Here is a 14,033-nt window from a genome sequence, read left to right on the forward strand (position 1 = left end):
TATTTTTGAAAGCGTTATTTTCGTCTTTTTCCAACATTTTTCGCTAATCGAAAGAAAAAAGCCTCTGCAAAATCTGCAAAAGCTTTATGAACAAGACTCATTACCCTTCGAATGTTCGTATATTGCTCGAGCCCCTCCAATTAACTTCGGACGTGTGCGAGCCAGTGTTACATGTGCACTGCCAAGCTCAGAAATCGACGCTCGAACCGGAACCGCTACATGTTTTACATGCATCCCTATAAAAGTATCTCCAATATCGATCCCCGCATCCGCTTGTATAAACTCAACAACTACCGGTTCAGAAAAATGATTATAGGCATATGTAGCCATCGCTCCCCCAGCCTGTCTAACCGGAACAACGGTTACTTCCTCCCAACCCTTTTGATCAGCAGTTGTTCGTTCAACAACAAGGGCACGATTTAAATGCTCACAGCACTGAAAAGCAAGAGCTACACCTGTTTGTTGACTGAATTCACGCAGACTTGAAAAAATTAGCTCAGCCACTTCATTCGTTCCCGCTGTACCAATTTTCTTCCCAATCACCTCGCTCGTGCTACAGCCAATCACAAAAACATGCTTGTCCGTTAACACTACTTGGTCCGAAAAATCTGCTAAAATCGTTTCCAGCTGGTTTTTCCAAATGGACAAATCACTTGTCATTTGTTACCCCTCCATCAACTTACTTGCTTTTTTCATAATCGCTTATTTTACCGATTCTGTTGGCATGTCTTCCGCCTTCAAATTCCGTTTCAAGCCAGGCAAGTGCAATTTCACGTGCAAGCCCAGGTCCGATGACTCTTTCCCCCATCGCTAGCATATTGCTGTCGTTATGCTGACGAGTTGCCTTCGCACTAAATACGTCATGAACAAGGGCACAGCGAATGCCGTTTACTTTGTTTGCCGCAATGCTCATTCCGATTCCTGTACCACAAATCAAGATTCCGCGATCGTATTCCCCGTTTGCCACCTTTTGCGCAACCGGTAAAGCAAAATCTGGATAATCGACTGATGTATCACATTCACAGCCAAAATCATCGTACTGAATGCCCATTTCGTCCATAAGACTTTTAATTTCTTCTCGAATATTTACGCCACCGTGATCAGATGCAATTGCTACCTTCATCGTTACGCCTCCCATTTGTAAAAACTATCTTTATTTTGACATAACCTTATATAAAGATAAAGCTAGTCAGTCAAAAAATAAGACCCTGCATCCGTTTGCAGAGTCCTATCTCCTACATCTTAAATCTAGTAATCGTACCTTTAAGTTTAACTGCCTGATCATTCAATTCGTGCGCCAAGCGCTCAACTTTTTCGATGACCTCTGTTTGCTGTCCTACAGCGGTTGCTACCTCTGTTGCACCTGCTGAAGTTTCTTCGGCAATCGCAGCCACTTCCTGTGATTGCGTGGCAGTATGCTGAATTCCTTCCATTTGTCGGTCAACAAGAGTTGAGATCTTTTCTACCGCTGACGCCATTTGAACGACGGTTCGTGTCATTTCTTCAATTGCTTGGTTCGTTGCATGGCCTTTTTCAGCTTGTCCAAGTGCTGTTTGTACTTGGTTTGTTATTTGAGACACCACATTACGAACTTCGCTCTGTATATTTTGAATCAGTTCAGAAATTCCTTGAACCGCTTTTGCACTCTCATCCGCAAGCTTACGAACTTCGTCTGCTACTACCGCAAAGCCTTTTCCGTGCTCACCCGCTCGCGCCGCTTCAATCGATGCATTAAGAGCTAAAAGGTTCGTCTGGGCTGCGATATCTCCAACCAACTGAATAATTTGTTCTACTTGCGCCGCATTTTCCTCTAGTTTTTTCACTGAGACAAGTGACTGCTTGTTATCTTCAGCAAGCGTTTGAATGCCTGATACTAGCGAGAAAATCACTTTCTTAGACTCGTCTAGCTCTTCAACCATTTCATTGGAGATTTTTTGCGATTGCTGTGCCGTTAATTGTACTTCTTCGGCAATATGAGTGACTTCATCCATCGAACTGGCTGTATTTTGCGTTGCTGCCGCTGAGTTTTCTGCTCCAAGCGAGATTTCATTAACCGTTCGATCAATCATGTCTGCTTTTTCTGATGCAATAGCACTTTCCCTTGATATCGCAATGACCTTCTCATTCGTTTGCTTAAAGTTCTCATCGATGGTTTGAACCATATCACGTAAATTAAACAGCATATGATTAAACGCGACCCCTAACGATCGAATTTCATCATCCGATTTGGAAATCTCCACATCCTCACCAATGTCTCCGTGCGCTGCTTTTAATGTGACCCGCTCTAGCTTTTGAAGAGGTTTAATGATAAACCCCGCTGCTAAAAATGCTAGAATCCCGGACCAGAGGATCCCCATTAAATAAGTAATAAAAGAAAAGCCCGCTTTTTTCATCCCTATAAAGTCCTGAATCATCGGAAATAACATATCAATAAAAATCGCACTCGTTGTATACGTAATGACTGCTAAAATCGTAGTAAATAATACAAGTTTTTTCCTAAGTCCAAACTTGTATGCCTTTTTCTCCCCCATAAAGCCTTCCCCCTGGTTGTATTACGATAATTTGTGTATGCTTTTTTCAATCAGATCTTTCAGTTCTTCGAAGGTTTGTTGATAGACAGACAGAGATCCACCATAAGGATCACTCACGTCCCCAAATCCACCAGCAAATTCCTTTAGTGTAAAGGTTTTCACTTGCGCTGACGGGAACGTGGCAACAATATTCGCTTTATGACCCGCTGTCATCGTTAAAATATACGTGGCCCACTCGACCTGCTGTTCCGTTAATAAAGAGGATTGATGGCTATGTTCCATCTTCTTGGCATCTAGTACTTTTTTTGCATGTGGAGATGCATCACTTCCATTCATAGCAAAAACACCTGAAGAACGAACTTCCACTCCGGGTATGTTTTTACTTTTTAAAATAGCCTCCGCCATTGGACTTCTGCACGTGTTCCCTGTACATACAAACAATACATTTATCATATGATTCTCTCCTCCATCTTCATCGTATTGTCAAAACTTTTATAAGAAATAGGTTATAAAATCCTATGATAGAGGGCTTTTTAAGCAAAAAAATTGCCACCCCCTGAATTCTGGAGATAATTGAGGTTACCACACACTCAATTCCCAGAAAGGAAGTGACAAGTTGTACCCTCAAATTATAACCTATTTATTAACTTTTATAAACTATCAAGAACAACTCATTCGAACATTGCTTACTTTATTGATTGGTAAAAGCATGTTCGATAAACCTACTGAACAGCCCGTAAATAAACCTTATCGAAAACTTCAAGTGGATGACCTTCCAGTCATTGAAGTTCTAGAACAGCTTGATTATCGAGTTCTTCTTAGTGAATATCAAGAGAAGAACGGGAAAGCTCTCAAACCTGTTCAAAGGCGTAAGAATGCAAAAGTTTCCGTACCTAAAGCCATGAACTGTCCAAAGTGTGGTGCTCCATCGGATTATCTTTATGCCAACAATGGAGATAAAGGTCAGTATCAATGCAAGGTGTGTACAGAACTTTTCAGTGAAAAGAACCGTTACTCTAAGGAGGCCATCCTGAAGTGTCCTCATTGTTCCAAGACTCTCGAGAAAATAAAAGAAAGAAAAGATTTTCACGTGTTTAAGTGCAAGAACAATGACTGTTTTTATTATCAAAAGAAGCTCAATGGGATGACTTCAAAAGAAAAGAAAAGGTTCAAAAAGGACCCTCAAGCATTTAAATTGAGATACATTTTCCGTCAGTTTTATATCGATTTCCAGCCGTTATCCAAGGAATCACCAGAACTGCCGGCCGTGGACTTATCAAAGATTTATGCATCCCCACATACATTAGGATTGATCCTAACCTATCATGTAAACTATGGCCTTTCGGCCCGTAAAACAGCTGCGATTATGCAGGACGTACACGGAGTGATGATTTCACATCAGACTGTATTGAACTACGAAAATAGCGTAGCTTTATTACTTAAACCTTATGTGGATCACTATCCCTATGAACTTTCAGACCAATTCTGCGGTGATGAAACGTATATCAGAGTAAACGGTCGATGGCATTATTTATTTTTCTTTTTTGACGCCGTGAAAAAGATTATTCTTTCGTATCCGGTGTCGCCTAATCGAGACACAGCAACAGCCATTCGAGCAATTGATGAGGTCTTAATCAAGATGAAAGAGATTCCAGAAAATCTGACCTTTGTGGTAGACGGGAATCCAATCTATCTTTTAGCCCAACATTTCTTCGCTCAACATGGGATTTCATTCGATGTGAAGCAGGTCATTGGATTAACCAATGAGGACCCTGTTTCGACCGAATATAGACCACTGAAACAAATAATTGAGAGACTTAACCGCACCTTTAAGGGCAATTATCGCTCCACTCATGGATTCGGCTCTGAACATGGTTCCATTTCATACGTCACCTTATTTACGGCCTACTTTAACTTTTTGCGTCCGCATGCCGCCTTAGAAGGAAAAGTGCCCGTAGTGAATCCAGAACTCAAGGGGCTTCCAACAATGCCAGCACGTTGGACAAAGCTCATTGGATTAGCACAACAATGGATAGTAGAGCAAAGACAAGCCTAACTTTTTGTTTAGCTGAGCCCTTAAGCTAATTCAGCAATCGGCGGAGCGAACTCTTGACAAACCGAACTTGCCAATGGTTTAAAATGGAAACAACCAAGGGCTTATTTGGTATGCCTTCTTTTGTTCCCTTCGCCCTTGTTAAACAATCCTCAAACCATTGGCGTGTTTGTCAAGAGCGATTGCGGCGCATCTCCATCCAGTAAATAGGAGAGAAACTAACCCTTTAGGTAGTTTTCATAAATCTTTTGACACTACCATCTTCATTATATGACATAGTTCCATATTACTAAAGTCTGATTTCTAACGAAAAAAGGTATTTTCATGAAGAAAACACCTTTTCCACTATGTGTTCTAATTTATTAGAATGGTAACAATAATTTAATCCCAAAGGCAAGCAAAATCGTGCCTCCCAACGCTTCACTGTACGTTCCAATCCAACCTTGGACTTTACGTCCCACAAGAAGACCTAACCAAGTTAAAATAGTGGCACCTATTCCGAAGCAAGTTAGGACTAGAACTGTTTTTGCACCATAAATACCTAGCGTTAATCCGACCGAAAAGCTATCAAGACTCACACTTAGTGCAAATACAAGTAAACCAAAACCTACCGGAGTGATAAATGAACTGTCGTCTTCCCTAAAGCATGACCAAAGCATTTGCAAACCTAACACAATTAAAAGGCCTCCGCCGCAATAAGCAGCAAATGCACCGAACTGCTCGGACAAAAATCTTCCTGCGATCATTCCTAATAACGGCATCCAAATATGGAATAACCCGATGGTGATTCCAATTTTTAAGATTTGCCGAAGCCCGAGCCTGAACATTCCCATTCCCAAGCCCACAGAAAATGCATCCATTCCTAGTGCAAATGCCATTATTATTAGTGTGATCAATTCTCCAATCATTGATGACATACTTTCGCCCCCTTGGACTTGCTAATTCAGCATATGCACGTCCAAAAGGGTTTAGAATGAGAAAATTGCTTTATTCAATAATCTGGTTTCCTGCCGCCTTCATCAACCGGTTCATAATCGCCTCTCCTACACCGGTAGAAGGAAACATTTCACTAAAGATGATATCTACTTCTCTTTGATCGAACGATCGTAACACATCATATAAAGAGCTTGCCACAGTCGCAAGATTTTCTCTTGTTCCACAGAAAATCACTGCATCTGCTTGATAAAAGCCCTCATTTTCTGTCGTCGTTAACACGCCAACCTTTCGACCTTCAAGTTTTTCCTTATTAATCAGTTGCTGAAGTTTGTCACGGTCCCCTTTTACTAAAAAAAGAGGAGATTTTGGGGCATAATGACGATACTTCATGCCCGGTGATTTTGGTGCTTCGTTCTGATCCTTAAGAGCTGGGTCCACTTGAACCGTACCTACTACTTCCTCAAGCTCGTCCCTTGTCACTCCACCCGGGCGTAGGATAATCGGAATCTCTTCTGTACAATCAATAACGGTTGATTCTACTCCAACTCCTGTCGCTCCTCCGTCCACAATGCCAGCGATTCTTCCATTTAAATCCTCTAGCACATGTGACGCTTTCGTGGGACTCGGTTTTCCTGAACTGTTCGCGCTTGGCGCTGCAATAGGAACTCCCGCTTCTTTAATCACTGCTAGAGCAACGGGATGATTGGGCATCCTTACTGCCACTGTGGATAAACCCGCTGTTGCTAACTGTGACAATTCAGAGCTCTTTTTTTCAAAGATGATTGTAAGCGGGCCCGGCCAAAACTGGTTCATTAGTTTGGTAGCCTTGTCTGGAATATGTGTAACAAATTCATTCAGTTGGTCCCTGTCAGCAATGTGAATAATTAGTGGATTATCGCTCGGGCGACCCTTTGCTTCATATATTTTGTGAATCGCTTTATCCGAATGGGCATTTCCTCCGAGTCCGTATACCGTCTCCGTAGGAAATGCAACCACTTCATTTTCTCTTAAAAGTGATGCCGCCTGTGTGATTTGTGGATAGTTTTTTGGATTATCCACATTTTTATCCACTGACCATAGCTTTGTTTGTATGTTTTCCACCTTGAGTATTTCTCCCTATTTTTCTTGTAATACGTAAGAAAGTATAAAAGAAGATGGTGTATAACTCAAGTTTTATCCACAAATTGTGTACAACATTTGCTATTTTGTGGGTAACTTTGTGGATTAATCCAGTTTTAACTCCATAAACAACGAGTTATCCACAGTTAAGATATGTTGCACATGAGCGGACTCAAATATTTTCTGATGCAGTGCTTTCTTTTCCACCTGTTGAAAACCCATCATCTCGAAAAATTGGACAGATCCCTTTTTATTTGTGGCTAAATACAATGATTGCATCTGTTTATCCTTTGCCAATAAGAGCATTTGTTCAAAAATTAACAGCAATTCCTTTTCACTCGCCTGTGATGTGATCGCTAAAGAGCGTAACAATCCGACCGGTCCATGCGGTTCGATTCCAAGAGTCGCTTCTATATTTCCAGCTTCGTCTTCTAATAGAAGAAAATAATCCACAGCCTCTTCTACTCCATCTGTTCCCAAGTTAGCCTTCTCTAAAAAGTTTACTAGTTTCTTTACATCCTCTACTTGTGCACAACGAACCATCGTTTCCACCAAATCACCTCTATTTTTTTTCTTGTTACTCTATGAATATGAAAAGGTAGAAAAAGTAGAACTAGATTTGGGGATAATTTTTTGCACGTAGATATTGATTGCAACGTCGGATGGAATCCGAGAATTTTTACATCATAAAAAAGATGCAACCACTGCAGTTGCATCTCACTTCTCATGAAAAGATCTTAGCCCAAAGCTCTACAAGGAAAAACTTCACTTCCACTTCTTTTTCATCCTTCTTTTCCTCTACGAACACTGGCTCTTTTGCTTCTTTAGCTCCAACTTTTTGTTCCTCCACTTTTACCTCTTGCTCATCTGCCTCATCGACACCTTCTTTAACTGCTACTGAGTTCGAAAAATCAAGGAAACATAGAGGGGGGAATAACACGCACCACCAGTTGGCTCCTTCCCCTTCACCAAGTGTGATCAATACTGCTTCATACTCACCTGCTGGATACAAGAACTCACCATATAACTTCGTTGGAAACTCTACTTTTCCGAAATCGGTTTTTACGCTTTGGTCGGATCCATTCTTTTCTAGTACTTCTTCTGCAATCGCCTTAATTTCTGGTAAGCGTGATTGAATTAAGTCGCGGGCTGCTTCTACGGAAGTTAATTCTGCTACCCATTCGGTGATTGCTGCGTTTACTTCATCTCGAACTTCTCGCTTAAGCTCTTGATCTACTTCTAAGTCACTGTTTGCTAGAATTCGTAAGCGAATGGCTTCATTCGGAATGACGATCGCTTCGTTGGCGGTGACTTCATTTTTTGGTATGTATAGACTTAATATGGTTCCTATGGATAATATGATTATATATAATTTCGCAAGTGTTTTTGTTTTCATTTACTAGCACCATCCCTTCACTATCAACAGTGTGGACAAGAGATGTTCATCTTAAACTAGTAAATTGAAAAAAATAATAGAAAAGCAGTCTGGTTAGATTTGCGCTGCGGCTGGACGCTTTCCGCGGGCGGGGCCGAGCCGCTTCCCTCGCTTCGCTCAGTCCAGGGTCTCGACTATCCCGCTTTTCCCGCAGGAGTCGCCAGCCTCCGCTCCAATCAATTTAATAGAGTTCTTTTTATCGTAAAAAATGACTCAACCAGCAACACCTGTTGAGTCATTTCCAAAATTAAAATCCAATTTCTGCAAATACCATTCGGTCCTTACCATTGATATCGTATACGACCTCTACCAATGCAGTTGGGAATGTTTGTTGGAGCATTCCACAGACTGCTTCGGATTGTCCGGCTCCGATTTCAAATCCCACTAGTGCTTTGTTTTTTATCACTTGAGGAAGTTCATTCATGAAGCGGCGATACAAGTCTAAGCCGTCTTTTCCCGCAAATAAGGCTCGGTGTGGTTCGTGCTTTGTCACAACGACTGACATTTCCTTCTCATCTCCAAGTGGAATATATGGAGGGTTAGAGAGAATCACATCAAATTTTTCTCCTGACTCGATAAATGGCAAGAGCAGGTCTCCTTGTGAAAATTCAACTTTAGCTCCAAGCTCTTCTGCATTTTTTCGAGCAACTTCGAGAGAAGGCTCAGCAATATCGGTTGCTGTCACCTGTAAAGCGGGACGCTCAAGCTTCATCGTAATCGCGATTGCTCCACTTCCAGTTCCGATATCAACCAACTGAACCTGCTCCTCACCGAACAACCTTTTTATACGATCTAATGCACCATACACTAACTCTTCGGTTTCCGGTCTTGGAATCAACACCTCTTGGTTAACGGAAAAACGACGGCCGTAAAACTCTTCATAACCGATCATGTATTGAACAGGAATTCCCTCGCCATGCTTTTTTACTGACTCCACAAACTGCTCCCATATTGCTTCTTCGACCACATCATGTAAACTCGCCAAAAGGCTTGACCGTGACATATTCATATAATGACGAAGCAATAATTCCCCGGCATTTTCGTCGCGGCTTTGCTCCTTTAAAAAAGAAGAAGCCCAAGCGAGGGCTTCGAACACTTTTTTACTCATTAGATGCTTCTTCAAGCTTTCTTGATTGTTCTTCCACAATTAACGCTTCAAGTACTTCATCAAGCTTTCCTTGTAAAATTTGATCAAGCTTTTGAATCGTTAACCCGATGCGGTGGTCAGTCACACGGTTTTGCGGGAAATTATACGTACGGATACGCTCAGAACGGTCACCCGTTCCTACCGCCGATTTACGAACTTGGTCGTACTCTGCTTGTGCTTCACGTTGGAATTTATCGTACACGCGGGCACGAAGTACCTTCATCGCCTTTTCCTTGTTCTTAATTTGTGACTTCTCGTCTTGACACGAAACGACAACTCCTGTTGGAATATGCGTTAAACGAACGGCTGACATCGTTGTATTAACGGACTGTCCACCCGCACCACTTGATGCGAAGGTATCTGTACGAATATCTTTGTCGTGAATCTCTACTTCTAGTTCCTCTGCTTCTGGTAAAACAGCAACCGTTGCTGTTGATGTATGAATACGTCCGCCAGATTCTGTTTCCGGAACACGCTGTACGCGGTGAGCACCATTTTCGAACTTCAACTTCGAGTAGGCACTAGTTCCGTTAATCATAAAAATGATTTCTTTATAGCCACCAACGCCCGTCGTGTTAGCATCCATCACTTCTGTTTTCCAGCCTTGCGATTCCGCATATCTAGAATACATACGGTACAGGTCACCTGCGAATAAGGCAGCTTCATCTCCACCAGCCGCTCCACGAATTTCCATGATAACGTTTTTGTCATCGTTCGGGTCCTTCGGAATCAACAAGATACGTAGACGAGCTTGAAGCTCTTCCATGCGGTCTTCTAATTCACTTAATTCTTCCTTTACCATTTCACGCATATCTGCATCAAGCTTTTCTTCAAGCATCGCTTTTGCGTCTTGAAGCTGCTCTTTTACATCTTTATACTCACGATACGCTTCGACAGTTGCAGATAAATCTGACTGCTCCTTCGAGTACTCGCGTAATTTTTTAGAATCATTTACGATCTCTGGGTCACTTAAAAGCTCGTTCAGCCTTTCATAGCGATCCTCTACTGATTGAAGACGATCAAACAAAGTCCTTCACCTCTTATATTAGTCACGCGTGGTTACACGCTAGTTATTCCGAATCAAAAACTCAAATCTATAAGTGCTTAACATTTCTATTATAGTATAGGTGAAACACCTCGTCAAAACCATCCTCCCCATAGAAAAATAGACTCTCGGCATTCGCCGAGTTAGATGGTACAAGGATTTTCTTGTACCATTTTTATTTGATTCCTCCTACTTTTAGTAGGGGGATGTTTCACGTTTTATAAGAAGAATTGGAAATTCCTCAGTGAAATTTTGTTGATTTTTTTGTCGAAAATACTTGACTTTTTGAAAACACCACAATAATCGCCGGCGAAGGGATTTATTTCCTTATAAACCGTGAATTGGGGTGTTGAGGTGAAGCCAACTGTCGTTAGTCATGAAGATTACCAAAACTTCGTTTTAGAACAATTAAGAAAGCATTACTCTGGTAACGTCCTTACTATTGTAAATAATGATTGGCCCATTATTTACAAGTTATGGATCACTGACCTTTCTCAGATTACCTCGTGGCTTCGGAGCTCTTATTCGAATAAAGGTCCGGAGCCTCGTGATCCGTCTTCTATGATGCGCTCTTACCTTTTGCTTCTTTTGGCTAAACCAACTCTCAGTATTACTGAATGGGTTGATGAATTGTATCGAGTGCCTTTCTATGCCATCATGAGTGGCTTTGAACCGGGGAAAGTTCCTGGTATAGGGACTTTCTACGATTTTTTCCACCGTTTATGGGGAAGGGATAACGCTAATATAAAACCCAATATCAAACCGAAACGCCAAAAAAAGAAAAAGAAGAAACCCAAGAAAGGCGAAAAAGCGTCCCCATCAAGTCCAGGTATAGTTAGAAAGTTAATCGATCGTTTTTTTCGTTATGATGCTAAGAAAAAAGTGCTGCCAAGCGATCGATTATTTGAATTATTTCAATCTCAATTTCTCCATGTATCAGCGAACCTAGGCTTACTCGGAGACTTGGACGCTCTAGGGGTTGTCGGAGACGGTACCCCGATTGAAACGGCTAGATTTCCAAGAAGCAAGCGTACTTGTGAATGCAGTGCCCAAGGACTAACGAATTGTAACCATCCTCGTCATTATTCCCAACCTGACATCGACTCAGGGTGGGACAGTTCACGGGAACGCTACTTCAACGGATACCATCTCTACATGTTATCCACTAGCGACAGTCGATACGACCTACCCTTGTATCCAAGACTTCAACCAGCTTCCCGGCATGATTCTGTCAGTCTTGTTGCCAGTTCTATTGAATTTTCGCAACGCACTACCTTGGGCACAATTGGTAAGATTCTCTTGGATGCTGCTCATGATGCGGAACCTATTTATGAATTGCTAGATCATTATAATATCGAGCCTTTCATTGATCTGAATGTTCGAACCAAGAAAAATTTCAGCACTGAAAGCGATATACAAATATCTCCCGAAGGGACACCAATTTGTTCTGCAGGGTTAAAAATGAAGCCCAATGGTTTTGATAAATCCAAAAACCGGCAGAAATGGAGATGTCCACTCGCATGCGGCACAAAAATTACTTGTGAGAATCCCTGTTCTAAAGCTAAATACGGTCGAACATTTCATACATTCCGGAAGGACAACCTTCGGTTGTTTACTAAGACTCCGAGAACGTCTGAAAAGTGGAAGCTAACTTATAAGCGTCGTACATCTGTAGAACGGTCGAACAAACGTGAAAAGGTTGATTATCATTTAGAATTAGGTCGTCATCGTTCCACGAAAATGTGGTACATTCGGACTTATGCCATTATGATGTGCCAACATATTGATGCTTGGTACGACGTTAAAAAAGAAAAGCTGAATCTCGAAAATGTCATTTTTAAAAAGTCTGCTTAATCATTTTTAAAAATTTTATAAGCAAGGCTTATTTGGTATGCATTTTTTTGAAAAAGGAAATGAAAAAAAGGAATTTTCATCGAATCGAAGCTAATTTCCAGTTATTTTTTTACAAATCCCATAAAAATGACTTAGTTATTCCGAGAGTCTATAAAAATAACATGCCCTTTGGGACATGTTATGAGCGGTCTTCTTTGACCTGTACCTCGATTTCATAACGTGGGACAGCCTTGATGAGTTTTTTGTGTAATCGCGCTTCGGCATCCACTCGTTCCTGACGTGACATCTGCCCTTTTTTATAAGCGGTCACCCACAGACGATTTCCATTCACCCAAATCGATCCTGCTTCGAACTCATCGGTTGCATTCACCGTTTCTCTCGCTTTATCAATATAACCATCGTAATCCACTCGGCCACCATCGGTATTTAAAAAGTTTGGATTTTGATCGCCTCGTTGCCACCCTCTTGACTGGGTATTATCCTGCCCAGTATCTTTATTAGCAACAAACGACCTTCCCGCACGATCCTCCTGCTGATCAGACAAGCCTTTCGGATTATTATTACAAGCCGCTAAAACCAAAACCGTCAAAAGTATAAAAAGCCATCTTTTCACTGTCAACACCTCCTATGGATAGTGTTGCAATCGCCTTTTGAAATTACTCTCGCTAATTATTTCCGGTTGCTCTTTTAACCAAAAATCCACCCTACACATAGGGTGGATACAAATTTTATAATTTCGACTGTGTAAAATCCGCTCGTTCAATTACATTTGGTGATTTGGGAACTTGATGGTGGTGGCGACAGCGCGGTTCGTATGCTTCTGATGCACCTACCAAGATAATTGGATCATCGTAGGAGGCTGGCTCTCCGTTAATAAGTCTTTGCGTTCGACTTGCAGGTGATCCACAAACCGCACATACGGCTTGCAGCTTTGTGACTAGCTCGGCAATAGCCATTAATGCTGGCATGACAGTAAATGGCTCACCACGGAAGTCTTGATCCAAACCTGCAGCAACCACACGATGACCGCTATCCGCTAAGTGCTGAATCACTTTTACTACTTCCTCATCGAAAAATTGGACTTCATCAATGGCAATCAAATCAATTTCAGGATCAATATGCTGAAAAATCTCTGTTGAATGGGCAATTGGACGCGCAATAAACGATGTGCCATTGTGAGAGACAACAGCTTCATCGCTGTATCTATTATCAATTTTCGGTTTAAAAACGGCAATGTTTTGTTTGGCAAACTGGGCTCTTCTGACGCGGCGAATCAGTTCTTCTGACTTCCCAGAGAACATGCTACCACAAATCACTTCTACCCAACCATGGTGCTTCATTACATACATAAACGGCCTCTCCTTCCGCTTCGCTCTCTATTTTAAAGTAGACAGTTTTCACATAAATTATCCTATCACTGTCTCACTATGTACGTTCATTTTCATAATGGCTGTTTTCACATAGATAGCCGTTAAAATCCTAAAGCCGATTTTAACGCGGAAACAAACTATTTTGCGCTTGAAATTAAGAATACAAGCTCTTTTCTTACAATTTGAGTCCATTTTGCTACGAATTTTAGCTCAATCAAGCATTTTCCATCTCCAAAAGCAATGAAGTTTAGAAAAGAGCCTCATAAAAAAACAGGCAAGGTCTGAAATCTTCTTGCCTGTTTCTTTTTCTTATTAGTTTGTAGCTTTGATTCCGTATTTCTTGTTGAAACGGTCAACACGTCCGCCTGCTTCAGCAAACTTTTGACGTCCTGTGTAGAATGGATGACATTCTGAGCAAGTTTCGATACGAAGTTCTTTCTTTACTGAACCAGTTTCGAATGTGTTGCCACATGCACAAGATACCGTTACTTTTTTATAGTTAGGATGAATTCCTTCTCTCATTACCTTTCATCTCCTTTTGCC

The 14,033-nt window shown here is 41.4% G+C and carries 15 protein-coding genes; 2 read left to right on the forward strand and 13 right to left on the reverse strand.

Going from position 1 to position 14,033, the window contains the following annotated elements:
* Nucleotides 1-84: 84 nt before the first annotated feature.
* From MKX65_RS23295 to MKX65_RS23310, 4 genes are all read right to left on the reverse strand, one after another.
* Nucleotides 85-660 carry a TIGR01440 family protein gene (locus MKX65_RS23295; protein WP_340905942.1) on the reverse strand — a complete coding sequence of 192 codons (576 nt, stop codon included), beginning with the start codon at nucleotides 658-660 and terminating at the stop codon, nucleotides 85-87.
* A 19-nt stretch (nucleotides 661-679) separates the two neighbouring features.
* Nucleotides 680-1,123 (reverse strand): ribose 5-phosphate isomerase B, encoded by a 444-nt coding sequence (gene rpiB / locus MKX65_RS23300; protein ID WP_340905943.1) that lies wholly within the window; start codon nucleotides 1,121-1,123, stop codon nucleotides 680-682.
* A gap of 112 nt (nucleotides 1,124-1,235) precedes the next feature.
* Nucleotides 1,236-2,531, reverse strand: coding sequence for a methyl-accepting chemotaxis protein (locus tag MKX65_RS23305; RefSeq protein ID WP_340905945.1), 1,296 nt, complete (start codon nucleotides 2,529-2,531; stop codon nucleotides 1,236-1,238).
* A gap of 21 nt (nucleotides 2,532-2,552) precedes the next feature.
* The gene (locus MKX65_RS23310) at nucleotides 2,553-2,984 is read right to left on the reverse strand and encodes a low molecular weight protein arginine phosphatase (RefSeq protein WP_340905947.1); all 432 of its coding nucleotides are present in this window, start codon (nucleotides 2,982-2,984) and stop codon (nucleotides 2,553-2,555) included.
* A 163-nt stretch (nucleotides 2,985-3,147) separates the two neighbouring features.
* Here MKX65_RS23310 and MKX65_RS23315 point away from each other — a divergent pair, with 163 nt between their 5' ends.
* Nucleotides 3,148-4,587, forward strand: a complete 1,440-nt coding sequence (locus MKX65_RS23315) for a DDE-type integrase/transposase/recombinase (RefSeq protein ID WP_340903151.1) — start codon at nucleotides 3,148-3,150, stop codon at nucleotides 4,585-4,587.
* A 359-nt stretch (nucleotides 4,588-4,946) separates the two neighbouring features.
* Here the strand turns inward: MKX65_RS23315 and MKX65_RS23320 are convergent, their stop codons facing one another.
* The 6 genes from MKX65_RS23320 to prfA all read right to left on the reverse strand — a co-directional run bounded on the left by MKX65_RS23320 (nucleotide 4,947) and on the right by prfA (nucleotide 10,248).
* A complete protein-coding gene (locus MKX65_RS23320) occupies nucleotides 4,947-5,501 on the reverse strand; it encodes a manganese efflux pump (protein WP_160545866.1) in 555 nt (184 codons plus the stop codon).
* Nucleotides 5,502-5,571: 70 nt separating this feature from the next.
* Complete coding sequence (locus MKX65_RS23325) at nucleotides 5,572-6,612, reverse strand: L-threonylcarbamoyladenylate synthase (RefSeq protein ID WP_340906373.1); 1,041 nt, start codon at nucleotides 6,610-6,612, stop codon at nucleotides 5,572-5,574.
* 132 nt (nucleotides 6,613-6,744) lie between these two features.
* On the reverse strand, nucleotides 6,745-7,182 hold the full coding sequence (locus MKX65_RS23330; RefSeq protein WP_340906374.1) for a GNAT family N-acetyltransferase: 438 nt from the start codon (nucleotides 7,180-7,182) through the stop codon (nucleotides 6,745-6,747).
* A 181-nt stretch (nucleotides 7,183-7,363) separates the two neighbouring features.
* Nucleotides 7,364-8,035: a stage II sporulation protein R gene (gene spoIIR, locus MKX65_RS23335; RefSeq protein WP_340905948.1), complete on the reverse strand. Its 672-nt coding sequence runs from the start codon at nucleotides 8,033-8,035 to the stop codon at nucleotides 7,364-7,366.
* Nucleotides 8,036-8,321: 286 nt separating this feature from the next.
* A complete protein-coding gene (gene prmC, locus MKX65_RS23340; protein WP_340905951.1) occupies nucleotides 8,322-9,182 on the reverse strand; it encodes a peptide chain release factor N(5)-glutamine methyltransferase in 861 nt (286 codons plus the stop codon).
* Complete coding sequence (gene prfA / locus MKX65_RS23345) at nucleotides 9,175-10,248, reverse strand: peptide chain release factor 1 (RefSeq protein WP_340905952.1); 1,074 nt, start codon at nucleotides 10,246-10,248, stop codon at nucleotides 9,175-9,177. The genes prmC and prfA overlap by 8 nt, the downstream gene beginning before the upstream one ends.
* A 372-nt stretch (nucleotides 10,249-10,620) precedes the next feature.
* On the opposite strand from prfA, the gene MKX65_RS23350 reads away from it, so the two are divergent.
* On the forward strand, nucleotides 10,621-12,120 hold the full coding sequence (locus tag MKX65_RS23350; protein WP_340902990.1) for a transposase: 1,500 nt from the start codon (nucleotides 10,621-10,623) through the stop codon (nucleotides 12,118-12,120).
* A 178-nt stretch (nucleotides 12,121-12,298) separates the two neighbouring features.
* Here the strand turns inward: MKX65_RS23350 and MKX65_RS23355 are convergent, their stop codons facing one another.
* The 3 genes from MKX65_RS23355 to rpmE all read right to left on the reverse strand — a co-directional run bounded on the left by MKX65_RS23355 (nucleotide 12,299) and on the right by rpmE (nucleotide 14,012).
* Nucleotides 12,299-12,733 carry a fimbrillin family protein gene (locus MKX65_RS23355; protein WP_160545870.1) on the reverse strand — a complete coding sequence of 145 codons (435 nt, stop codon included), beginning with the start codon at nucleotides 12,731-12,733 and terminating at the stop codon, nucleotides 12,299-12,301.
* A 115-nt stretch (nucleotides 12,734-12,848) separates the two neighbouring features.
* Nucleotides 12,849-13,469, reverse strand: coding sequence for a thymidine kinase (locus MKX65_RS23360; RefSeq protein ID WP_160545871.1), 621 nt, complete (start codon nucleotides 13,467-13,469; stop codon nucleotides 12,849-12,851).
* A 333-nt stretch (nucleotides 13,470-13,802) separates the two neighbouring features.
* Nucleotides 13,803-14,012: a 50S ribosomal protein L31 gene (gene rpmE, locus MKX65_RS23365; protein WP_119710269.1), complete on the reverse strand. Its 210-nt coding sequence runs from the start codon at nucleotides 14,010-14,012 to the stop codon at nucleotides 13,803-13,805.
* Nucleotides 14,013-14,033: the final 21 nt, after the last annotated feature.

It is taken from the genome of Robertmurraya sp. FSL R5-0851 (assembly GCF_038002965.1).
Lineage (GTDB): Bacteria > Bacillota > Bacilli > Bacillales > Cytobacillaceae > Robertmurraya_A > Robertmurraya_A beringensis.

Coding starts and splice junctions, on each gene's coding strand:
- MKX65_RS23295 (WP_340905942.1), bottom strand. CDS start 660: ATGACAAGTGATTTGTCCATTTGGAAAAACCAGCTGGAAACGATTTTA.
- rpiB (WP_340905943.1), bottom strand. CDS start 1,123: ATGAAGGTAGCAATTGCATCTGATCACGGTGGCGTAAATATTCGAGAA.
- MKX65_RS23305 (WP_340905945.1), bottom strand. CDS start 2,531: ATGGGGGAGAAAAAGGCATACAAGTTTGGACTTAGGAAAAAACTTGTA.
- MKX65_RS23310 (WP_340905947.1), bottom strand. CDS start 2,984: ATGATAAATGTATTGTTTGTATGTACAGGGAACACGTGCAGAAGTCCA.
- MKX65_RS23320 (WP_160545866.1), bottom strand. CDS start 5,501: ATGTCATCAATGATTGGAGAATTGATCACACTAATAATAATGGCATTT.
- MKX65_RS23330 (WP_340906374.1), bottom strand. CDS start 7,182: ATGGTTCGTTGTGCACAAGTAGAGGATGTAAAGAAACTAGTAAACTTT.
- spoIIR (WP_340905948.1), bottom strand. CDS start 8,035: ATGAAAACAAAAACACTTGCGAAATTATATATAATCATATTATCCATA.
- prmC (WP_340905951.1), bottom strand. CDS start 9,182: ATGAGTAAAAAAGTGTTCGAAGCCCTCGCTTGGGCTTCTTCTTTTTTA.
- MKX65_RS23360 (WP_160545871.1), bottom strand. CDS start 13,469: ATGTATGTAATGAAGCACCATGGTTGGGTAGAAGTGATTTGTGGTAGC.
- rpmE (WP_119710269.1), bottom strand. CDS start 14,012: ATGAGAGAAGGAATTCATCCTAACTATAAAAAAGTAACGGTATCTTGT.